This is a genomic window from Pseudomonas hormoni (assembly GCF_018502625.1).
Lineage (GTDB): Bacteria > Pseudomonadota > Gammaproteobacteria > Pseudomonadales > Pseudomonadaceae > Aquipseudomonas > Aquipseudomonas hormoni.
In genome coordinates this window covers 966,078-988,218 of the sequence record NZ_CP075566.1, presented here as the reverse complement: position 1 = coordinate 988,218, position 22,141 = coordinate 966,078, and the positions used below count along the sequence as shown (strand labels likewise).

Genomic DNA, 22,141 nt, shown 5'->3' with positions numbered 1-22,141 from the left:
AGGAAACGCGCCAGCTCTTTTGGTGTGGCGGGTGGGCGCTTATGCGGAAAAAACCAGGTGTTAGGGGCCTGATGGTTTTTACTTGGTTGGGGTGGGGTACATATCCGTTTCTGCGGTAACGGCCACTTATGGTTCCGCTCTTACAGCGGGTCACTTGGAAGAGCCCCAAGTAACCAAGGGCTTTTGCCCCTTTCGTTCGGTGGCTCGCCTAGGCTCGCCATGCCCTCGCTCCGGTCCTGCTCCGTGGGCCCGCCGCCATCGGCCATCCGGGGCGGCTAACCCGGCATCCATGCCGGGTTGCCCACTGCGCAGAACCGGAACGAAGCCTCACGAGGGGGCGACCACCGCCACAGCATCGCGAGGCGGCCTTCGGGCCGACCTGGCTCTTCATGTGTTCGCATTTCCCTGTAGGAGCTGGCTTGCCAGCGATGGACGTTAACGATGATGCGTGCTGCCTGGATGAACGCATCGCCTGGACGTTTTTCGCGAGCAAGCTCGCTCCTACAGGGGATTGTTGGCGGGCATGACATGGGTGTTCACCCCAATGATTCTGACGGACTTCAGGTCGGCTATCAGGCCGCCTCGCTTTGGTTTTTGATCTTGATCTGCCCCGTCGGAAGGCCGAGCGGAGGTTCTGCGCAGTGGGCAACCCGGCAGGGATGCCGGGTTAGCCGCCCCCGGCCATGGATGGCCGATGGCGGCGGGCCCTCGGAGCAGGACCGGAGCGAGGGCATGGCGAGCCTAAGCGAGCCACCGTACGTCAGGGGCGCTGGGCGCTTGGTTACTTGGCGCTATTCCAAGTAACCCGCCGTAAGGGCGGAACCAATAGCCGCCGTGACCGCTGTAACGGATATGCCCCCGATCGCAATACCCCCCCAAAAAATCAGTTCGGCAACCACCCCTCAGCCCAGTAATTCACGTTATTACCCCGCAACATGTAATCCCGCAGCACTTCCTCACGCAGCGCATCACCCATGCGATAACTCGCGTCCGGATCCGCCAGGTGCATACGAATGGCCTCAAGCCATTCCTCAGTGCTGTTGCTCACCACCTTGGTACACGGCAGGTAACCGCGATAGGCCTCGGTGTCCGTGCAGATCACCGGGTATCCGCAGGCACCGTACTCCAGCAGGCGCAAGTTGCTCTTGCAGTCGTTGAAGATATGGAACTCCAACGGCGCCAATGCCAGATCAAGGTTCAGGCTGGCCAGTTTGGCAGGGTAGCCCTGGAGAACCATGGCTGGATGGAATTCATGTACGTAAGGCCTGAGTGCCGGCGGACACATGCCGAAAAACACCCATTCAACTTCATCCGCCAACAGGCGAACAACGTCGGCAATGATCGCCAGATCCCCATCATGACTGGTCCCCCCACCCCAACCGACCCTCGGTTTGCGGGACGTACGTCGCTGGCTGCTCAGGCCGGTCCACAGGTGCGGAGCGAGCATGTTCGGCACCACGCGAATATCGTCATGCATGCCTTTGAGTGCATCGGCCAGTGGCTGGGTCGACACCACCACCCGGTCGCACAACCCGATCGCACGCCGCACGATTTGTTCAACGCCGACGGTGGCCTTGCGTATGTGAGCATTTTTCTTTGGCACATCGATGACGTAGTCATCAAGCTCGAAGACCCGGAAGGCCCGGGAACTGTTCCGGACCCGCTCCACTTCGTCCACCGCGCCCTGACTGTAGCGACCCTGCAGGATGATAACGTCCGGCGACTGGCGTTCCAGCTCGATGTCCGATGGCGTATGGAAGGAAAGGTTGCCAAGCACTTGCCCCGCAGCCTCCAACTCGAGAAACGGCTGGGAGACGCGGTAATGACCCACGGCACTCTCGTTGATCGGTATCGCCAGAACCCGCGGCAGCATGTGCCGGGCAAACGGATTCCAGTCGTTCTTGAAGCCCGGTTCAAGACTGAAATTATTGGTATTGAGGCTCAGGTTGACGTTGTACGCCGGGTCTCTGGCGATGATCGGCAGCCAGCGCTGATAGAATTGCATGTGCTCAGCCACCAGCGATGACGCCACCGGCCCACTCTCCGTCTCGGCAGCCACGCGGACCGACTCGGCATACGGCGTCCAGACCACCAGATACCCCGTCTGCCTGACACGCAGGCAGAAATCCGCACCGTTGAGCATGTGGGAAAAGGCCTGTTCGTCAAACCCCTGGAGATCATCGAACACCTGCTTGCGGATCAGCAGGCATTCGGTGCTCACCGCGCTCAGGTTCTGCACCGCTTGCTGGCGCTGCATATAACCCGGGGTGGTCACCGCTTCCCCGCGCCAAGGCACGCCGACAGGGCCGCGCATCCCCAGCACCAGCGCCGAACCTTCGATACGCCCCTGCGGGTTGACCATTCGGCCGCCAACAACCCCCACTTCCGGACGCAAGCCGTGATTCAGCAGTTCGCCAAGCCAGTCGCGGTTGACGATCAGGCTGTCCGGGCTGAGCAGCAACACGTATTCGCCGCGAGCCTGAGCAACCGCGAAGTTCTGCGCCGCTGCCGGGTTATCGGGGTAATCGCAGTGCAGCACGCGCAATTTTTCGCCGCCCATTTGCGACATCGCGGCCAGCCAGTCCCGCGCCTCGATCGAGGTGCTGGCATTGTCGACGATCAACAATTCGTAGTGAGCATACGCCGTATGCTCCAGCACACTCTCGATGCAGCGCTGAAGCGGGGCAAGTCGACCCCGGGTCACCACGACAATCGACACCAGCGGTTGAAAGCCATGGTGGTAGTCAATTCGATTGATCAGCGGCACGCTGCCCTGCCGGACTTCGTGTGCAGCACCGATACGGTCAAGGTGCGCGGTCAGTACACGGGGGTTTTGCTCGATCACTTGCGGCAACGCGAGCCATTGCGACAGGCCGAACGAGGATTCGACCAGCACTTGAGCGACATGCTCCACGACATGCGCGCCATGGCTTTCGACGAGGCGCCAGAGCAGATCATGTGGACTGAGCTCGGTGAAATCCGGGTTGAATCCACCGGCGTCCACAAAGCGTTGGCGCTGAATGGCCAGTGTCCGCCCGATGTAGGGATAACTGCGCAACAGGTCCAGATTGAAATCGGATTTGAAGATCGGCTCCACCGACAACTCGTTGCGCAGACCACCTTCATCACTGTAAATGCACAACGCACCGGCACTCTCGACCATGCGCTCGGCCAAAAGCAGCAAGGCCAGTTCATTCAGGCGATCACCTGCCCGCAGGAGATAGAACCAGTCCGCACCGTCCATTTGCATCAAAAGGACATTGAGCTGCTCAAATCCGTCGCCTTGCAGGGTCACACGAATCACGTTACCGGCAAGGGCACTGGCACGATTTTCACCGCCGAGCACCAACACCGTTTCGGCGGCATAGACCTGCCGCTCGATGCTCTCCAGTGTGACGCCCAGCGCTGCATCGTCGCCGTCGGCATCAATCACCACCGGAACAATCCGCGGCTGCCATGCCCACGAGGCAAGGCGCGCAGGCAACAGGCGTTGCTGGGCCGGGTTCAGGGTGCGACAGGCCAACCATTGCTGGTACACATCAGAGAAACTGTCACAGTTTTCACCCACCCGCGAACGTATCAAGGTCGCGGAAAAGCCCAGTGAACGACTCAGGGGCATTTCCTCCCAGGCGTACGGCTCACCGAGGGCGGCGCTGGCCAGATCGATGTAGCGAACATGCCCCGGCGCAGGTGCCGGCTCGCCGCTGCGCACCGCCAGCATCTGGGTCAGCCAGCCAAGCTCGACCGCCACGGCCTGCTCGACCTCCAGTTGATTGCTCATGCGCGCCGGGTGCAAGCGCTCGAAGCTGAGTATCTGCCCCATGACCGCCAGATTGCCGCGACGCAACAGACACACAAACAAGGCGAAATCGAGACGGGCGACAAACCCTTCACCGATCTGGGTCAAGGCAGGCAAATACTCCAGCACCTGATGGGTGCGCATCAGGGCGCCACTCAGATTGCTGAGAAAGTTGACCGCCGTGCTTTCCAGCACATCCAGCAAGTCTTCGCCCTTGAACAGCGTATTCCCCGAGGAAAAGCTGGTGTTCTCCAGTCGCTCGGGCAGCAGCAGGTAATCGCCGTCGCAAAACTGACGCTGGGCAATCACCAGGTTCACATCGTCATATTCGATGAAACCCTGCACCTGACGGGCAATACACTCAGGCAGCAATTGATCGTCATCGCAGAGAAACTTGAGGTACTCCCCGGTTGCCTGCTCGGCGCAGGCAATCAGATTACCCTTGAACCCCAAGTGGCGATCATTGCGCACATAACGCAGGGTCAAGCCTTGCGGCACCGTGCAGGCCTGGACCAGATCGTGGATTTCGTCGCTGCTGCTGTCGTCACAGACAATCACTTCAAGCGATGCATAAGTCTGATTCAGAGCACTTTGCAACGCCGCCTGAAAGTACTGGGCGTTGTAGGCGGGAATGGCGATGCTGACAAGAGGAGCTGGTTTCACGGCGGGGGAACTCTCGAGCGGCGGGCGCTCACTCTGGAACGAGTGGAGCAGCCCTGAACCGCTGAAAAAAGACGGTTTGCACTCGGTGCCTCAACCCTCGCGCCAATAGCGCGAAGGTCTCGACTCAGACTTTGTTGAACAGCCCCAACTGAGCGATTTTGCTGAACGCCAATTGCGAGGCCTGCAGCATGGTTTGCTGCAAAGTCAGGCGGGTCATCACCGTGGCCGGGTCCGAATCACGGATCGACCCCTGGGTCTGCGTGTTGGCCAGCACCAGGCTCTGGTTGATTTCGGTCTGGGTCGTCAACGACGCACCGCGGCCACCCACGGAACTGATGCCGGAGGTCAACTGATCGATGCCACTGGCCAGGTTGCCGACGCCCGAACCAACGGCTTCGTTGAGTTTCTGAATGGCCAGCGGATTGTTGTTGGTCGGCGTCGACAGCGCGGTTTTCAGCTGGCTGACGGTGTCCAGAACGTTCTGCGTCTGGTGCGTGTTGACGACGACAGAGAACTGGTCACCGGCAGACATCGTCGGCGCCCCGCTGAGCGTAAAGGCGACACCCGATGCGGTGGCGACGTTGCCCGCCAGAACGCCGTTGGAAACCGGTTTGCTGTTCGCCGTCAGAGGCGCGGCATACAACTCGAAAGCGGTAGGGCTGGTGAACTTGAGAATCGCCCCGCCTTCCGGAAAGCTGGCATGGTAGGCGGCGCTGCTGGTGATTGCCGTGTTGGTAACCACATCCGTCGACACGTTGCCTGGCGCACGAGACGCGTTGAAGCTGTCCGGCTTGGCCGCCAGGGTGAAGCTGTAGGCATTGGGGGACGGGGGCGCCGGAAACACAGTCGCCGGAACATCACCCGATTTCATGTTGATGTTCAACTTCAGATCAACGCCACGGAAATTGATCGTCTGTGTGCCGGCACCGCCGGTGGAGCTGAACACGCCATTGCCAGAAGCCTCGGACGTGACGTCGTTACCCAGCGAATCCCGGATTTCCAGTTGCGTAGGGCTGAGGAAATTCACAGTGTAGGGCTCGCCACCACGGAATTTGGCGTTGTAGGTCACGTCCGAATTCACCTGACCATTGGAAAGCACCACACGACCGCCATCGACGGCCGGCGTAGGCGAAGTCATACCGGTCTGCGTGCGACTGGTGTTGATCGCCTGCTGGAAAACTGCCCAACCGGTGCTGTTGGTGGCCATCGACTGGGTATCGCCAATCGGCAGGTCCAGCGTGACCTGATCACCGTTGTAGCTGTAGGTGCCGTCGGTATTGCGCGTGAACGGAACGGTGTCGCCCTTGGAGCCGGCGAAAATGTACTTGCCGTTTTCGTCCTTGGTGTTCATCAGGCTCAACAGCTGCTCTTCAATCTGACCCAGCTCCGACGCGTTCGCCTGGCGGTCGGCATCGGTATAGCCGGCGTTGCCGGCACCCAGGGCCAGTTCCTTGGCGCGTTGCAGCACGTTGCCGATGCTGGTCATCACCGCTTCAGTCTGGCCAAGCGTGGCTTTGATCGTCGTCATGTTGTTCGAGAACTGATCGAGCATCGAGGCCTGCTGACCCAATTGCAGCAGACGCGAGGCGCCGACCGGATCATCAGCGGCCGTGTTGACGCGAACCAGGCTGCTCGCCTCTTCGCTGCTCTTGACCACGTTGGCGAAGTTCTTTTGGTAGTTCGCAGCCGAGGACTCGTAAAACTGGGCGGTAGAAATGCGCATGGGCTACGACTCCTTAAAGACTGTTGATCAGTGTGCTGAAGGTTTCCTGCGCAGCCTTGATGATCTGCGAAGACGCGGTGTAGTACTGCTGATACTTGACCAGGTTGCCGGTTTCCTCATCGAGGTCGACACCCGAGAGCGAGTCGCGCGCGCCCTTGGCATTCGCCAGGATGGCGTCGGTCGCCGCGCTGTCGAGCTTGCCCTGTGCCGCCTTGGAACCCACGCCCTCGACCAGTTTGCCGTAAGCGTCGTTCAGGGAAATACCTTTGCTGGCCGAACCGGTGTCCACGGTCTGCGCGGTCTGCAAGCCGGCCAGTGCGGTGCCGTTACGGTTGTCCAGGCTGCCCGGCTGGGTGAGCGAGACGTTGATCGCCGCGCCGTTGCTCGGGGCACCGGCGATGGTCATGTTGAAGGCCGCGGTGTACTGAGTGGCAGGCGCAGGCGGGATCGGCGCACCCGTGGCATCCGTGAGCGGAATGCTCAGGTTCAGGGTGTTGGTCTCACCTGGCTTGATGGTGCCGCTGCTGATCACCCCACCCTTGGCATCCAGAAACTGGTAGGCCTGGCTGGTGCCGCTGGCGGACACCGCACCAAACACAACCTTGGTCGGCGTGGAGTTTTTCAGGCCGTTCTGCATCGCGGTGGTGGTCGCCGTGTCGTAGATGTCGAACTTGGTGGTCAGGGTCGGTTGACCGCTGGCCGGGATCGACAGGGTGCCGCTACCACTGCCGCTCGCCGCAATAGCTGCACCCAACGGTGCCGCAATGGCCAGACGCTTGGAGTCGGTCATCTCGGTCTTGATGTTCGCCGCCGCATCGCGGGTCGGGGTGATCTTGAAGGTGTCGCCCGCCGTGGCAGCCGCCGCGTTGAACTTCAGCTCGAAGCCATCGATGACCGGTGCCGTTGCCGGCGGTGCCGTGCTGAAGGTCCCCATGGGCGTGTTGTCCGGCAGGCGCTGAACGGTGTAGTCGGTAGCCGTGGTGAACGTGACCTTGTAATCGTTGATGGTCAGCTTGCCAGAGTCCTTGATGCTCACATCGAAGTTGCCGGCGCCCACGTTGCTGGTGGCGGCGACGCTGCGTTCAGAGATCAGCTTGGCCGAATTGATGTTGGTGAACAGGTTCGAACCGAAGGCACCGTTCTTGTCGATGCCTTGGGCCTGAAGGCTGTTCATCTGATCGGCGACAACCAGCGCCACACGCCCCAGTTCGTTCATGGCCGGGTCCAGCACGGTGCTGCGATAACGCAGCAGACCGCCGATTTCACCGCCGGTCATGATCGACGTGATGTCGATGGTGCTCGAGCCGCGATTGAGCTGCAGCGCCAGACGGCCCGGATCTTCTTTGCTTGGCACCGTCTCAAGTTTGTTGGACGTGTTGCCTATGACCAGCGGCTGACCGCTGCCCAGGTAAATGTCGAGGCTGCCTTCACGCTCCACCACTTGCGCACCGGTGAAGGTCGACAGTTGGCGCACGGTTTCGTTACGCGCGTCGAGCAGGTCGTTCGGCATGCCGCCGGAGCTGGAAACCTCGGAGATCTTCTGGTTCAACTGCGCCACAGTAGCGGCCAGCTTGTTGACCTGATCTGCCATGTTCGTCAGGTTGCCGTTGATGTTGGCATTCTGTTGGTTCAGCTGCGTGGAGACCGAGTTGAAACGGTTGCTCAAGGCCTGGGCATCGCTGAGCAGCAATTGGCGGGAGGCATCATCACCCGGCTTGGCGTTGACGTTCTGCACCGAGGCAAAAAACTTGGTCAGGGCGCCGTTCAGGCCGGTGCTGGTGTCAGAGAGCAATTTGTCCAGCGGCGTGACCTGATTCAGGTAGGCGGCCGAATCGCTGTTGAGCGAAGTGGTGGTCTGCAACTGCGCATCGAGATAGCTGTTGTACACGCGACGCACATCGGCCAGCGTCGTGCCGGTGCCGATGTACACGTTGCCGAAATGCTGCGAGGCCTTGGTGCCCTGCACTGTTTGCTGGCGGGAGTACCCGGCGGTGTCGACGTTGGCAATGTTGTTGCCGGTGGTCATCAACGAGGATTGGCCAGCGGCCAGACCCGACATCCCGATATTGAGCAAACTCATGATTCAGACCTTAATCCTTGTGCCTATAAAGGCGTGGTGGAAACGCCCGCCGCAGCGTAGTTCTGGTAACTCGTCATCTGCTTGGCTATCTGCGAAATCTTGCTCGCGTAGTCCGGGTCGGTTGCGTAACCGGCCTTTTGCAACTCGCGTACAAACTGTTCTGGGTTATCGGCCGACTTCACGACATCTTGATAGCGATTGTTGGTTTGCAACAAAGTCACAAGGTCATGGAAACTGTCCTTGTAAGAGTCGTAGGAACGGAACTCGGCCGTCTCCTTGACCATCGCGCCATTCCTGAATTCGCTGGTGATCGCCCGCGCCGAATTGCCCTGCCAGCTGCTGCTGGCCTTGATACCGAACAGGTTGTGGCTGCTGCTGCCATCCTGTGCGCGCATGACCGATTTGCCCCAACCGGTTTCCAGCGCCGCCTGGGCCACGAGGTAACGCGGATCGACCCCGATACGCTCGGCGGCTTCCTTGGCCATCGGCAGCATGGTATTGACGAATTCATCGGCGGAGCTGAAGGCTTTCTTCGCTGGCGCCAGGGGAATTTGCGCCATGGCACGACCATGAATCTGCAGCCCTCCGTTCGATGCTGCCTGGGCATTCGCCAGCCAATCACCGTTGTACAACGGCCCTGAACCGGTAAGCGTGGTGCGCTCCGGCAATGGCGTCTTGTTGACTGTCGTGGCCGCAGTCGTGGCCGAAGGCACCAGACCTGCCAGCAAGCGGTCAGCCAGTTTCGGTGGCAACGCCAGACGTCGCTGATTGATCAGCGCCATGTCATTGCGGTGCGTACCGTCGCCTTCTGCCTGCGGTGCACGGACCGAGCGCGATGCCCACAACGGACGCTCGCCATTGAGGCGCGACAACGGTCCGTTGACGGCGACCGTGCCGGCGGCAATTGGCGTTTCCACGGCGGCTTTCGCGGCCGCTTGCTTGGCCGCCGATGCGGCAGCTGCTTCGCCCGGCGCCAGCGGTTTGTTCTTCGACATCTGACGCATCAGCACGTCCGCCAGGCCAATACCACCACCTTGGCGGGACATGGAAACGGCCAGTTGCTGGTCGTACATTTCCTGGTACTGCTTGGCCGCCGGGGTGTTGAGTGGATTGTCCTCACCCAGGGTGTCGGTAGCCTTGCGCATGGACTTGAGCATTTCACCGAGGAAAAGCGACTCGAACTCCTGCGCCACTTTGCGCATGTTCCCGTCGCTGTTCTTGTCACCGACCTTGAGCTGGTTCAGCCGATTCAGGTCCGAATAGGAGCCCGAATCGTTGCTACTGACACCCAAACCGCCCTTGCGCATATCCATGGTCGCCGTCCTCAGATCACGATCAGATCGGCTTGCAACGCGCCGGCCTGCTTCAGTGCTTCGAGGATGGCCATCAAGTCACCCGGTGCCGCGCCGACCTGGTTCACCGCACGCACGATCTCGTCGAGGGTGGTGCCCGGACCGAACTTGAACATCGGCTTGGCTTCCTGTTGCGCATTGACCCGCGAGCGCGGCACGACGGCTGTCTGACCATTGGACAGAGGGCCGGGCTGGCTGACGATCGGGTCTTCGGTGATGGTCACGGTCAGGCTGCCGTGGGTCACGGCGGCCGGGGAAACCTTGACGTTCTGGCCGATAACGATGGTGCCGGTACGCGAGTTGATGATGACTTTCGCCACCGCCTGGCCTGGATCGACTTCGAGGTTTTCGAGGATCGACAGGTAGTCGACCCGCTGGCTCGGATCCAGTGGCGCGGTGACGCGAATCGAACCGCCGTCGATGGCCTGTGCGACGCCAGGGCCGAGCATGTCGTTGATCTTGTCGACGATGCGCTTGGCGGTGGTGAAGTCGGAACGGTTGAGGTTCAGGGTCAGGCTGTTGCCTTGGTTGAAACCGCTCGGCACCGAACGCTCCACCGATGCACCACCGGGGATGCGACCGGCCGACGGAACGTTGACGGTGATCTTCGAACCGTCGCGACCTTCGGCGTCAAAACCGCCGACCACCAGGTTACCCTGGGCGACCGCGTACACGTTGCCATCGATGCCCTTGAGCGGCGTCAACAGCAAGGTGCCGCCCCGCAGGCTCTTGGAGTTACCGATGGACGCCACGGTGATGTCCACCTGCTGACCCGGCTTGGCGAACGCCGGCAAGTCGGCACTGATCGATACCGCCGCGACGTTCTTCAGCTGCACGTTGCCTGAACCGGCCGGCACCTTGATGCCGAACTGCGAGAGCATGTTGTTGAAGGTCTGCAGGGTGAACGGGGTTTGCGTCGTCTGGTCACCGGTGCCGTTAAGCCCGACCACCAGGCCGTAACCGATCAATTGGTTGGAACGCACGCCGGAAATACTGGCAATGTCCTTCAGCCGCTCGGCTTGAGCGTTGAAGGCTGCCGACAACATCAGGGCCGCAACGATGAGACTTCTGAAATTCAACGTAGCCACCTAGAAAGGGAACAGCGGGCTGAGGAAGAAACGGTCGAACCAGCCTGGCTGACTCGCATCGGCAAACGAACCGGTGCCCGAGTAGGTGATGCGTGCATCGGCAATGCGGGTCGACGACACCGTGTTGTCGGTGGCGATGTCGTCGGCCCGGACCAGGCCGGCGATCCGTACCAGTTCATCACCGGTATTGAGGGTCATCCACTTCTCGCCGCGCACGGCGATGATGCCGTTGGGCAACACGTCGGCGACGGTCACGGTGATCGAACCGGTCAGGCTGTTGCCCTGCCCGGCCTTGCTGTCGCCCTTGGTGGCGCGGTCACCGCTGTAGCCGGCGTCCAGCGTCAGATCACCATCGCTGAGCGGGTTATTCGTGTTGGGTATCGTGCCGAACAGCGAGGACAAACCGATGCTGGCCTTGCTGTTCTTGCCGATTTGCGAGTTGGCGTTCTTGCTGGCCTGGGTCTTCTCGTTCAGGGTGATGGTGATGATGTCACCGACCCGGAACGCCTTGCGGTCGCTGTACAGGTTCTGTTCGAAACCGGCCTGGTAGATCGAGCCGTTATTCGCGGCAGCCGGCAACGGCGTACGCGGCAACACCGGGGCGTAGTAAGGGTCATTGGGCTTGGGCGTCGGACCGACGCACCCCGCCAGCGCGGCGACCCCACTCAGTGCCAGAACAGATACAAAGCGATTCATGACCCTACCTCACGGTGTTGCAGGCGACCTTATGGCCGCCTCATAGACTTGATTACAGATTCTGCGTTACGAACGAGAGCATCTGGTCGGCGGTGGAGATCACCTTGGAGTTCATCTCGTAGGCGCGCTGAGTGGTGATCATGTTGACCATCTCTTCTACCGTGCTGACGTTGGACGTTTCCAGGGTGTTCTGCAGCGTGGTGCCAAAACCGGCCAAGCCTGGCGTACCGACTTGCGGCGCACCGCTGGCGGCGGTTTCCAGGAACAGGTTGTTACCCACCGCTTGCAGGCCGGCCGGGTTGATGAAGTCGGCGGTTTGCAGGTTGCCGATCACCTGGGACGCCGGGTTGCCGGCAATGGTGATGGACACGGTGCCGTCGCGACCGACCGTGAAGGTCTGCGCGTCGTTCGGGATAACAATGGCCGGCTCGAGGGCGAAGCCGCTGGCGTTGACGATCTGGCCGTTGGAATCGAGGTGGAACGTGCCGTCACGGGTGTAGGACGTGGTGCCGTCCGGTTGCAGGATCTGGAAGAAACCGCGACCGTCGATGGCCATGTCCAGCGGCTGCTCGGTGGTTTGCAGGCTACCGGCGTTGAAGTTTTTCTGGGTGCCGACGATTCGCACACCGGTACCAATTTGCAGGCCCGACGGCAGTTCGCTGTCCTGGGTCGACTGGGCGCCCGGCTGGCGTTTGATCTGGTACAGCAAGTCCTGGAACTCGGCACGGTCACGTTTGAAACCCGTGGTCGACACGTTGGCCAGGTTGTTGGAAATGGTGGTCAGGTTGGTGTCCTGGGCGGACAGACCTGTTTTGGCAACCCATAGAGCCGGAAGCATTCGATTCTCCTCGTGCGCCTGTTTTACGGCGCGACGTTCTGATAATTAGCTGATCTGCAAGACCCGAGCCATGGCCTGGTCGTCGTCTTTGGCGGTGTTCATCATCTTGATGTGCAATTCGAACTGCTTGGCCAGGGCCAGTACAGAAGTCATCTCTTCCACGGCATTGACGTTGCTCGACTCAAGGAACCCGGACACCAGTTTGACGTTGGCATCGGCTTGCGCCGGCTGGCCGTCCTTGGTGTGGATCGAACCGTCCAGGCCCTTGGTCATGTTCTTGAAATCCGGGTTGACCAGCTTGATGCGGTCGACTTCCGCCATCACGCGAGGACCTTCGCCCATCGCACGGATGCTGACGGTGCCGTCTTCGCCGACTTCGATCTGCTGCTCGGGCGGCACGGAGATCGGCCCGCCATTGCCCAACACCGGCATACCGTTGCCGGCGCGCAATACGCCCAGGGCGTCAACGTTCAGGCTGCCGGTGCGCACGTAGCTTTCGCCACCGTCCGGGTTCTGCACGGCGATCCAGCCATTGCCCTGCACCGCGACGTCGAGGTCGCGACCGGTTTCCACCAGAGAGCCCGAAGAGAAGTCGGTGGCCGGACGTTCAGACATGGCAAAAGCACGCGCCGGAAAGCTGTCACCGAACACCGGCATCGAACGCGCCTGCTCCAGGTCTTTCTGGAAACCGTTGGTGGAGATGTTCGCCAGGTTGTTCGCATGAGCCTTCTGCGCCAGTGCATTCTGGCTGGCGCCGGTCATTGCCACATAAAGGTACTTGTCCACACTCTTTCCTCTGCATGCCGGACGTTTGCCGCCCACCGCTGTACTGCTGAGCCATAAGCAATTTGCAGACCAACTTTTTTCTGACGGCGCGGGGCCCGGCAAACAAAGGACTTGAGGGGTTCAGAAGGGAATGGGGGATTGTGTCGAAGACGAAAAACCGGCGGTGTTATGCCGCTTCGCGGCAACAGCCAGCCTTGGAGGTCAACCCATCACCTGTGGCGAGGGAGCTTGCTCCCGCTCGGGCGCGAAGCGACCGCAAAACCATCCTGCGGGATCCGCCTGTAGTAATGCGGACGTTCATTCTGGGGCTGCTCCGCAGCCCGGCGGGAGCAAGCTCCCTCGCCACAAAAGCGGTCTAGCCGGGTTCTTTGCCAACCTCATACTCACGCAACTTATTGGCAATGGTGGTATGCGAAACCCCCAACCGCTTGCCCAATTGCCGACTGCTCGGATGTTCGGAATACAAACGCTCCAGCACGGCTTTTTCAAAGCGCCCGACAATCGCATCCAGCCCGCCTTCAAGGGAGAAGTCGCCAAGCGGCTGACGCACGCCGTAGTCTGGCAGGCGAATGTGTTCAGCCTTGACCGTCCCGCCCTCGCACAACGAAACCGCCTGGAACAGCACGTTTTCCAGCTGTCGGACATTGCCCGGCCAATGATAATGACCGAGCCGTTCCATGGCCGCCGGCGCCAGTTTCGGCAGCGGGCAACCGATTTGCCGACTGGCCTGATCAAGGAAGTGCTCCACCAGCGGCGTCAAGCCATCCAGGCATTCGCGCAGCGGCGGGATGTGCAGCGAAAGCACGTTCAAGCGGTGATACAAATCCTGGCGAAACTCGCCTCGGGCGCACAATTCCGACAGATCAACCTGCGTCGCGCAGATCACTCTCACATCCAGATAAACCTCTTCATCACTGCCTACGCGACGGAAGCAACCGTCCTGCAGGAAGCGCAGCAATTTCACCTGCAAGCGCGGGCTCATTTCCCCGACGCCATCGAGGAACAGCGTCCCCCCCGCCGTCAGCTCCAGCAGCCCGAGCTTGCCCTCGGCCCGCGCCCCCTCGAATGCGCCGGGGCCGTAGCCGAACAGTTCAGTCTCGGCCATCGACTCCGGCAGACCTGCGCAGTTGAGCGCCATCAACGGCGACTGCCCGCGCGGACTGGCCAGGTGACAGGCCCGCGCCAACAACTCCTTGCCGGTGCCGGTTTCGCCTTCTATCAATAGCGGCGCATCCAGCGGCGCCATGCGCCGGGCTTCACGCACCACGGCGGCCATCACTTTCGAACTCTGGAAGATGCTGTCGAACCCGCGCAGCTCCTGCTTGCGCACGTTGTAGATGCGCTCCCCTACCCGATCGGCACGATGCAGCGTCAGCACCGCGCCGGCCATGGCCTCGCTGTCGTCATGCTCCGATTGCAGCGGCGCGATGTCGGCCAGAAACACATCGCCCTTGACCTTGACCCGCAGCCCGTTGATCCGCGACTTGTTGGCGCGCACCAGCTCCGGCAAATCGAAATCCTCGGCGTAACGCGACAAGGGAATCCCCGGCACCTCATCGACACGCACACCGAGCAACTGCGCCGCTGCCCGGTTGGCCGCGACGATCGAACCGCCCATGTCGATCGATAGCACCGGAAATTCCAGGGCGCCGAGCAAGGCATTGAGTTCCATGTGCCGACGCTCGCTGGGCATCAGCCCTACTCGCTTGACGCCAAAGACACCGGCAATCGATTCGAATTTCGGACGCAGTGCCTGGAACTGAATGTTGATCAGGTTCGGGCAATGCAGGTAGATCGCGTTGCCATGCTCCCCACCCACTTCACCACGGGCGACGTTGATCCCGTACTCGACCAGCAAGTTGAGAATGTCGCGCAGAATGCCGATGCGGTTCTGGCAGTGGACTTTGATACGCATATAAAAGACCTGATAAACGATGATTGACCTGTGGGAGCCAGCCTGCTGGCGATGGCGTCGCATCAGGTGATGTTGATGTCGAATGACACACCGCTATCGCCAGCAGGCTGGCTCCCACAGGGTTAGCGCCCGATTTTTCTGATGGGGCACTCAGATTACCGTCAAGATTATGTGACAGCCAAAGCGCTTTTCAAACCCGAGAATCTCAGCAACTACGCGGCGGGTACCGATTCGTAACGAAAACTTTACGTTTTTCGCGGTTCTTTCCTACAGGGAGCGCCGATCACCTACTGCAATGCCGCAATCATTGAGGTATTTCTGGGTCCATAGCAGGACATAACAAGAACGAAATCCCCTAGCAGGAGAGCAGCATGAAGCAGACGCAATACGTGGCTCGCGAGCCCGATGCGCAAGGTTTTATCGACTACCCCGCCGAAGAACATGCGGTGTGGAACACGCTGATCACTCGCCAACTGAAAGTGATCGAAGGGCGTGCGTGCCAGGAATACCTGGACGGTATCGAAAAACTCGGTCTGCCCCACGACCGCATTCCGCAACTCGGTGAAATCAACAAGGTCCTCGGTGAAACCACCGGCTGGCAAGTGGCCCGGGTTCCCGCACTGATTCCCTTCCAGACCTTTTTCGAATTGCTGGCGAACAAACAGTTTCCGGTGGCGACGTTTATTCGTACCCGCGAAGAGCTGGATTACCTGCAAGAGCCGGACATTTTCCACGAGATCTTTGGCCACTGTCCGCTGCTGACCAACCCCTGGTTCGCCGAATTCACCCACACCTACGGCAAACTAGGCCTACAGGCTTCCAAGGAAGAACGCGTTTACCTGGCGCGCTTGTACTGGATGACCATCGAGTTCGGCCTGGTGGACACACCCGAAGGCCAGCGCATTTACGGCGGCGGCATTCTCTCCTCGCCGAAAGAAACCGTTTACTGCCTGTCGGACGAACCTGAGCATCAGACGTTCGATCCGCTGGAGTGCATGCGTACGCCGTATCGCATCGACATTCTGCAACCGCTGTACTTTGTCCTGCCGAACCTCAAGCGTTTGTTCGATCTTGCCCACGAAGACATCATGGGCATGGTCAAGCAAGGCATGCAGCTGGGCTTGCACGCACCGAAATTTCCGCCCAAACCAAAAGCCGCGTGATCCGTAGCTTTTAGAATCAAGTGAGCCTGTCAGGAACCGACGCTTTGGTTTAGCGTGGTGACACTGACGGCCGATTTCCAATAATTCGATTTCAGGAACACATCATGTCCACATTGAACCAAGCTCATTGCGAAGCCTGCCGCGCCGATGCCCCTCAGGTCAGCGACGAAGAACTGCCGGTCCTGATCAAGCAGATCCCTGACTGGAACATCGAAGTTCGCGACAGCATCATGCAACTGGAAAAAGTTTTCCTGTTCAAGAATTTCAAACACGCACTGGCGTTCACCAACGCGGTCGGGGAAATCTCCGAGGCCGAAGGTCACCACCCAGGCCTGCTGACCGAATGGGGCAAAGTCACCGTGACCTGGTGGAGCCACTCCATCAAGGGCCTGCACCGCAACGATTTCATCATGGCCGCGCGCACTGACGAAGTGGCCAAGGACGCCGAGGGCCGCAAATAATGCATTTCGACGCCATAGGTCGAGTACCCGGCGACCCGATTCTCGGCCTCATGGAGGCCTATGCGCAGGACCCGAACCCGCGCAAATTCGACCTTGGCGTGGGCGTCTACAAGGATGCCTTCGGCCTGACGCCGATTCCCCAGGCCGTGAAGCTCGCCGAGCAGCGCCTGGTGGATCGCCAGACCACCAAGACCTACATTGGCGGCCACGGCGAGCCGGCGTTCGGCAAGGTCATCAATGAGTTGGTGCTTGGCGCCAATTCTGCGCTGATCGCCGAACAACGGGCCGGCGTCACCCAGACGCCAGGCGGCACCGGTGCGTTGCGCTTGAGCGCGGACTTCATCGCCCAATGCCTGCCGGGGCGCGGCGTATGGCTGAGCAACCCGACCTGGCCGATTCACGAAACCATTTTCGCCACGGCCGGGGTCAAGGTTAATCACTACCCTTATGTCGGCAGCGATAACCGCCTCGATGCTGAAGCGATGCTGGCGGCGCTCAATGACGCGCCGAAGGGCGATGTGGTTTTGCTACACGCCTGCTGCCACAACCCGACCGGGTTCGACCTGTCCCATGACGACTGGCGTCGCGTGCTGGACGTAGTGCGCGATCGTGACCTGGTGCCGCTGATCGACTTCGCCTATCAGGGCTTCGGCGATGGATTGGAACAGGATGCGTGGTCGACCCGATTGTTCGCAGCTGAACTGCCGGAAGTGCTGATCACCAGTTCCTGTTCAAAGAACTTCGGCCTCTACCGGGACCGCACGGGAGCGCTGATTGTCTGCGCGAAAACCGCTGAGAAACTGGTGGATATTCGCAGTCAACTGGCCAACATCGCCCGCAACCTGTGGTCGACTCCGCCAGATCATGGCGCTGCCGTGGTGGCGACGATTCTTGGCGATCCGGAGCTGAAAAGCCTTTGGGCCGACGAAGTGGAAGCCATGCGCTTGCGTATCGCGCAACTGCGCAGCGGTCTGGTGGAAGCGCTGGAACCGCATGGCTTGCGCGAGCGTTTTGCGCATATTGGTGTGCAACGCGGGATGTTTTCCTACACCGGCTTAACGCCGGATCAGGTTAAACAACTGCGTGATCATCACAGCGTTTACATGGTCGGTACTGGCCGGGCGAACGTGGCGGGTATTGATGCGACGCGCCTGGATCTGCTGGCCGAGGCGATCGCCGAAGTCTGCAAGTAATTTGAAGCAATGGCCGGCTCCCTTGTGGCGAGGGAGCTTGCTCCCGCTGGGCTGCGAAGCGGCCCCATGCAGGCAATGAGTTCTTTCTGGTAAACGCGTTTGCATTCTTTGCGACCGCTGCGCGCTCGAGCGGGAGCAAGCTCCCTCGCCACAGTGGTTTCGCAAATCTCATCCACACCTGTCTAGACAATCCCATCCGTCGCAACAAATGGATATAAAAGTCTATTTGTCATTTCTGCTGCTGTATCCTTCCCAGGCTTTTTAAAAGCGCGGATCTACCAGATCTATCAACAGACTTTGCGAGGAGCGCGAAACATGCACGAGATCCCTAATCTCCCCTTCCCAAGCCTGCACGAAACTGAGCAGACAACCCCGCAGCAAGCCGGTGCCCAACAGCCCGAGCCGAAAGAAGCCACTGAACGCCGCCAGGCCGACAGCGAAGACTGAAACACCTGCAATGCCAGACCGTGTGGAAAGCGCTAACATGCGCTTTCCACACCGCCTGAACCCTTGAGTTGCACACCATGACCGATGATTTTAGCGAGACCCAGGCCAGTGTCCTGATCGGCACCGCCGAGAAGATGATCGAGATCTGGAATCGCCTGTCCCCCGAGAAACAAGCCGCGCTGCTCGCCCGATTTGGCACCGAAGAAAATGCCTTGGCCGCCCTGGTCACCACGCAACTGGTCGCTCCCGCCAAACCCTGAAACACCCCCGCCCGGCAAATAGTTTTACTTTTCCCCGCCCCGCGGCCTCTCGCGCCGCTATCATAAGCAGCCTATCTATCCTGCTTTCCCGTGGACCTTTACCCATGTCTGAAAACCAGCGCCCCCTGGCGGTCACGCTGCAAGTCGTTTCCATCGTTCTCTTTACCTTTATCGGCTACCTCAACATTGGCATTCCCCTGGCCGTGTTGCCGGGCTACGTCCACAGCGAACTCGGCTTCGGCGCGGTGATCGCGGGACTGGTGATCAGCGTGCAATACCTGGCCACTCTGCTCAGCCGTCCTTACGCCGGGAAAATCATCGATAACAAGGGCAGCAAACTGGCGGTGATGTATGGCCTTGCCGGTTGCGGTTTGAGCGGTGTGTTCATGCTGGTTTCGGCCTGGACCCAAAGCCTGCCGATGTTGAGTCTGATCAGCCTGCTGATCGGTCGTCTCGTGCTTGGCAGTGCGGAAAGCCTGGTGGGTTCCGGTTCGATTGGCTGGGGAATCGGCCGGGTTGGCGCGGCCAACACGGCTAAAGTCATCTCCTGGAACGGCATCGCCAGTTATGGTGCGCTGGCCGTCGGCGCACCACTGGGTGTGTTGCTGGTGAGCCGGTTGGGTTTGTGGAGCATGGGCGTCAGCATCGTCTTGCTGGCTGTGCTGGGCCTGGCGCTGGCCTGGCCGAAGACCGCGGCGCCGATTGTGGTCGGTGAACGTCTGCCGTTCATGCATGTGCTGGGTCGGGTGCTGCCGCATGGTTGCGGTCTGGCGTTGGGTTCCATCGGTTTCGGCACCATCGCAACCTTCATCACGCTGTATTACGCCACGCAACACTGGGATAACGCGGTGCTGTGCCTGAGCCTGTTCGGCGCCAGCTTCATCGGCGCGCGACTGCTGTTCGGCAACCTGATCAACCGTCTCGGCGGTTTCCGCGTGGCGATTGCCTGCCTGTCGGTGGAAACCCTGGGGCTGTTGCTGTTGTGGTTGGCGCCAGATGCTCACTGGGCATTGGCAGGTGCGGCACTGAGTGGCTTCGGTTTTTCGCTGGTGTTCCCGGCGTTGGGCGTGGAAGCGGTCAACCTGGTGCCGGCGTCGAGCCGTGGTGCAGCGGTTGGGGCTTACTCGCTGTTCATCGATTTGTCGCTGGGGATTACCGGACCACTGGCCGGTGCGATTGCGGCGGGCTTTGGTTTTGCTTCGATCTTCCTGTTTGCCGCCCTCGCCGCTCTGAGCGGTTTGGCATTGAGTGTTTACTTGTACCGGCAGGCGCCCAAACACCTTAATGAAAAGTATCGTGAAGAAAGAGACGCTCGCTAGAAATCCACCTTGCCACGCCCGGCCTTGATGCTGCCGCGCTTGGTCTTGGATTCGAGCCGACGCTTTTTCGAGCCGAGGGTCGGTTTGGTCGGACGACGTTTCTTTTCGACCTTGGTGGCGCAGAGGATCAACTCGGTCAGCCGCTCCAGCGCATCGGCGCGATTGGCTTCCTGCGTCCGGTATTGCTGGGCCTTGATGATCAACACCCCGTCGCTGGTGATGCGACTGTCCCGCAACGCCAGCAGCCGTTCCTTGTAGAACTCGGGCAAGGACGAGGCCGGAATGTCGAAGCGCAGGTGCACGGCACTGGAGACCTTGTTGACGTTCTGCCCACCGGCGCCCTGGGCGCGAATGGCCGTCAACTCGATCTCGGCATCCGGCAGATGCACGTTGTTGGAAATCACCAGCATGGAAAAGCGTCCGGGTTCAGGTCGTTCAGGATACCGCGAATGAACTGAACGAATGCGCCCCCTGTAGGAGCGAGGCTTGCCCGCGAAGAACGATAACGCGGATTATCAGATGAACCGCGGCGCCTTCTTCGCGGGCAAGCCTCGCTCCTACAGGTTTTGCAGCGCGCACAACAAACCCGGCACATGGCCGGGTTTGTTGTTTCTGCAGGCTGCGCTTACTTCGCGCTCGCCGCCTGCAACACCTGCTGCGCACTGCGCTTGTTCTTGATGCCGTAGCAAACCCACATGAACGCAACCCACACCGGAATCGCATACACCGAGATCTGGATGCCCGGAATCAACAGCATCACGCCGAGGATGAACACCACGAACGCCAGGCAGATGTAGTTCCCGTACGGGTACCACAGCGCCTGGAACAGCGGCGTCTGCTTGGTCTTGTTCATGTGCTGGCGGAACTTGAAGTGCGAATAGCTGATCATCGCCCAGTTGATCACCAGGGTGGCCACCACCAGTGACATCAACAGTTCCAGCGCATTTTGCGGGATCAGGTAGTTCAGCAGCACGGCGATCAACGTCACAGCAGCCGACGCCAGGATCGAACGCACCGGCACACCGCGCTTGTCGATCTTCGCCAGGGCTTTCGGCGCATCGCCCTGCTCGGCCATGCCCAGCAGCATGCGGCTGTTGCAATAGGTGCCGCTGTTGTACACCGACAGCGCCGCGGTCAGGACCACGAAGTTGAGGATGTGCGCCGCGGTGTTGCTGCCGAGCATCGAGAACACTTGCACGAACGGGCTGCCGCTGTAGGAATCACCCGACGCGTTCAAGGTCGCCAGCAAGCTGTCCCATGGCGTCAGCGACAACAGAATGACCAACGCACCGATGTAGAAAATCAGGATCCGGTAGATCACCTGATTGATCGCTTTCGGGATCACGGTCTTCGGCTTGTCCGCCTCAGCCGCAGTGAAACCAAGCATTTCCAGGCCGCCGAAACTGAACATGATGATCGCCATGGCCATCACCAGACCACTGACCCCGTTCGGGAAGAAACCGCCGTGGGACCACAGGTTGGTCACCGACGCTTCCGGGCCGCCGTGCCCGCTGACCAGCAAGTAGCTGCCCAGGGCAATCATGCCGACGATCGCCACGACCTTGATGATCGCGAACCAGAACTCGGCCTCACCGAAGACTTTGACGTTGGCCAGGTTGATCAGGTTGATCAGCACGAAGAATCCGGCTGCCGAGACCCAGGTCGGGATTTCCGGCGCCCAGTAATGGATGTATTTGCCGACCGCAGTCAGCTCCGACATGCCCACCAGAATGTACAGAATCCAGCAGTTCCAGCCCGACAGAAAACCGGCGAAACCACCCCAGTATTTGTGCGCAAAGTGGCTGAAGGAACCGGCTACGGGCTCTTCGACGATCATTTCACCGAGCTGGCGCATGATCATGAAGGCGATGAAGCCGCAGATGGCGTAGCCGAGGATCATCGACGGGCCAGCGGATTTCAGTACGCCTGCCGATCCGAGGAACAGGCCGGTACCAATCGCGCCACCGAGGGCGATCAGTTGAATATGACGATTCTTCAGGCCGCGTTTCAGTTCGCCTGAATGCGAGTTTTGTCCACTCATGAAAAGGGTCTCACGCAAGGTTTGATGATGTTCAGTAGACGTTGCTGCTCGGTTGCAACTTTAAGCAGCGCCGATCAAACCCCAGCGCAGGCACCAGGAGTTCAGCGTATTTACAACGGTCATGCGTCACCTGTTTGTTTTTATCTGTGACGAAATCGAACCCGACACGCTCGTGACGTGGCGGAGTGAACAAGGCGGGTAGCCTTGAGGTTTGCGCAGCTGCGCAGGAGGTCACAGGTAAAACGCGGCGCATTGTACACCGCTCACCCCCTGCTGCCAGACCCGCTGGATCAGCGTGTCGGTTGCCGGGATTGCCT

The 22,141-nt window shown here is 60.2% G+C and carries 17 protein-coding genes; 6 read left to right on the top strand and 11 right to left on the bottom strand.

All coding sequences use genetic code 11. The features are described 5' to 3' along the window. Nucleotides 1-883: 883 nt before the first annotated feature. The 9 genes from KJF94_RS04535 to KJF94_RS04495 form a co-directional block, all read right to left on the bottom strand. The gene (locus KJF94_RS04535; RefSeq protein ID WP_214381484.1) at nucleotides 884-4,462 is read right to left on the bottom strand and encodes a glycosyltransferase; all 3,579 of its coding nucleotides are present in this window, start codon (nucleotides 4,460-4,462) and stop codon (nucleotides 884-886) included. Nucleotides 4,463-4,586: 124 nt separating this feature from the next. Then, nucleotides 4,587-6,185 (bottom strand): flagellar hook-associated protein 3, encoded by a 1,599-nt coding sequence (locus KJF94_RS04530; protein WP_214381482.1) that lies wholly within the window; start codon nucleotides 6,183-6,185, stop codon nucleotides 4,587-4,589. A 13-nt stretch (nucleotides 6,186-6,198) separates the two neighbouring features. Further along, complete coding sequence (flgK, locus tag KJF94_RS04525) at nucleotides 6,199-8,265, bottom strand: flagellar hook-associated protein FlgK (RefSeq protein WP_214381480.1); 2,067 nt, start codon at nucleotides 8,263-8,265, stop codon at nucleotides 6,199-6,201. 23 nt (nucleotides 8,266-8,288) lie between these two features. Then, a complete protein-coding gene (flgJ, locus tag KJF94_RS04520) occupies nucleotides 8,289-9,578 on the bottom strand; it encodes a flagellar assembly peptidoglycan hydrolase FlgJ (protein ID WP_214381478.1) in 1,290 nt (429 codons plus the stop codon). A gap of 11 nt (nucleotides 9,579-9,589) precedes the next feature. After that, nucleotides 9,590-10,663 carry a flagellar basal body P-ring protein FlgI gene (locus tag KJF94_RS04515; RefSeq protein WP_214384720.1) on the bottom strand — a complete coding sequence of 358 codons (1,074 nt, stop codon included), beginning with the start codon at nucleotides 10,661-10,663 and terminating at the stop codon, nucleotides 9,590-9,592. A gap of 42 nt (nucleotides 10,664-10,705) precedes the next feature. Then, nucleotides 10,706-11,401: a flagellar basal body L-ring protein FlgH gene (gene flgH, locus KJF94_RS04510; RefSeq protein ID WP_214381476.1), complete on the bottom strand. Its 696-nt coding sequence runs from the start codon at nucleotides 11,399-11,401 to the stop codon at nucleotides 10,706-10,708. 52 nt (nucleotides 11,402-11,453) lie between these two features. Further along, on the bottom strand, nucleotides 11,454-12,239 hold the full coding sequence (gene flgG / locus KJF94_RS04505) for a flagellar basal-body rod protein FlgG (protein ID WP_214381474.1): 786 nt from the start codon (nucleotides 12,237-12,239) through the stop codon (nucleotides 11,454-11,456). 45 nt (nucleotides 12,240-12,284) lie between these two features. Next, the gene (locus tag KJF94_RS04500; RefSeq protein ID WP_214381472.1) at nucleotides 12,285-13,025 is read right to left on the bottom strand and encodes a flagellar basal body rod protein FlgF; all 741 of its coding nucleotides are present in this window, start codon (nucleotides 13,023-13,025) and stop codon (nucleotides 12,285-12,287) included. Nucleotides 13,026-13,380: 355 nt separating this feature from the next. Then, the gene (locus KJF94_RS04495) at nucleotides 13,381-14,940 is read right to left on the bottom strand and encodes a sigma-54-dependent transcriptional regulator (protein WP_214381471.1); all 1,560 of its coding nucleotides are present in this window, start codon (nucleotides 14,938-14,940) and stop codon (nucleotides 13,381-13,383) included. Nucleotides 14,941-15,311: 371 nt separating this feature from the next. Here KJF94_RS04495 and phhA point away from each other — a divergent pair, with 371 nt between their 5' ends. The 6 genes from phhA to KJF94_RS04470 all read left to right on the top strand — a co-directional run bounded on the left by phhA (nucleotide 15,312) and on the right by KJF94_RS04470 (nucleotide 19,783). Continuing rightward, on the top strand, nucleotides 15,312-16,103 hold the full coding sequence (phhA, locus tag KJF94_RS04490; protein WP_214381470.1) for a phenylalanine 4-monooxygenase: 792 nt from the start codon (nucleotides 15,312-15,314) through the stop codon (nucleotides 16,101-16,103). A gap of 104 nt (nucleotides 16,104-16,207) precedes the next feature. Next, on the top strand, nucleotides 16,208-16,564 hold the full coding sequence (locus tag KJF94_RS04485; protein ID WP_017337151.1) for a 4a-hydroxytetrahydrobiopterin dehydratase: 357 nt from the start codon (nucleotides 16,208-16,210) through the stop codon (nucleotides 16,562-16,564). After that, complete coding sequence (locus tag KJF94_RS04480) at nucleotides 16,564-17,757, top strand: amino acid aminotransferase (protein ID WP_375379862.1); 1,194 nt, start codon at nucleotides 16,564-16,566, stop codon at nucleotides 17,755-17,757. Before KJF94_RS04485 ends, KJF94_RS04480 begins: the two co-directional genes overlap by 1 nt. Nucleotides 17,758-18,072: 315 nt before the next feature. Next, nucleotides 18,073-18,204, top strand: coding sequence for a hypothetical protein (locus tag KJF94_RS30350; RefSeq protein WP_017337149.1), 132 nt, complete (start codon nucleotides 18,073-18,075; stop codon nucleotides 18,202-18,204). 77 nt (nucleotides 18,205-18,281) lie between these two features. After that, nucleotides 18,282-18,464 (top strand): hypothetical protein, encoded by a 183-nt coding sequence (locus tag KJF94_RS04475; RefSeq protein WP_214381469.1) that lies wholly within the window; start codon nucleotides 18,282-18,284, stop codon nucleotides 18,462-18,464. A 104-nt stretch (nucleotides 18,465-18,568) separates the two neighbouring features. Then, complete coding sequence (locus KJF94_RS04470; RefSeq protein ID WP_214381468.1) at nucleotides 18,569-19,783, top strand: MFS transporter; 1,215 nt, start codon at nucleotides 18,569-18,571, stop codon at nucleotides 19,781-19,783. Here the strand turns inward: KJF94_RS04470 and arfB are convergent. Beyond that, a complete protein-coding gene (gene arfB, locus KJF94_RS04465; protein ID WP_214381467.1) occupies nucleotides 19,780-20,193 on the bottom strand; it encodes an alternative ribosome rescue aminoacyl-tRNA hydrolase ArfB in 414 nt (137 codons plus the stop codon). The genes KJF94_RS04470 and arfB overlap by 4 nt on opposite strands. A gap of 215 nt (nucleotides 20,194-20,408) precedes the next feature. Next, nucleotides 20,409-21,824 carry an amino acid permease gene (locus tag KJF94_RS04460; protein WP_214381466.1) on the bottom strand — a complete coding sequence of 472 codons (1,416 nt, stop codon included), beginning with the start codon at nucleotides 21,822-21,824 and terminating at the stop codon, nucleotides 20,409-20,411. Nucleotides 21,825-22,141 lie beyond the last annotated feature (317 nt).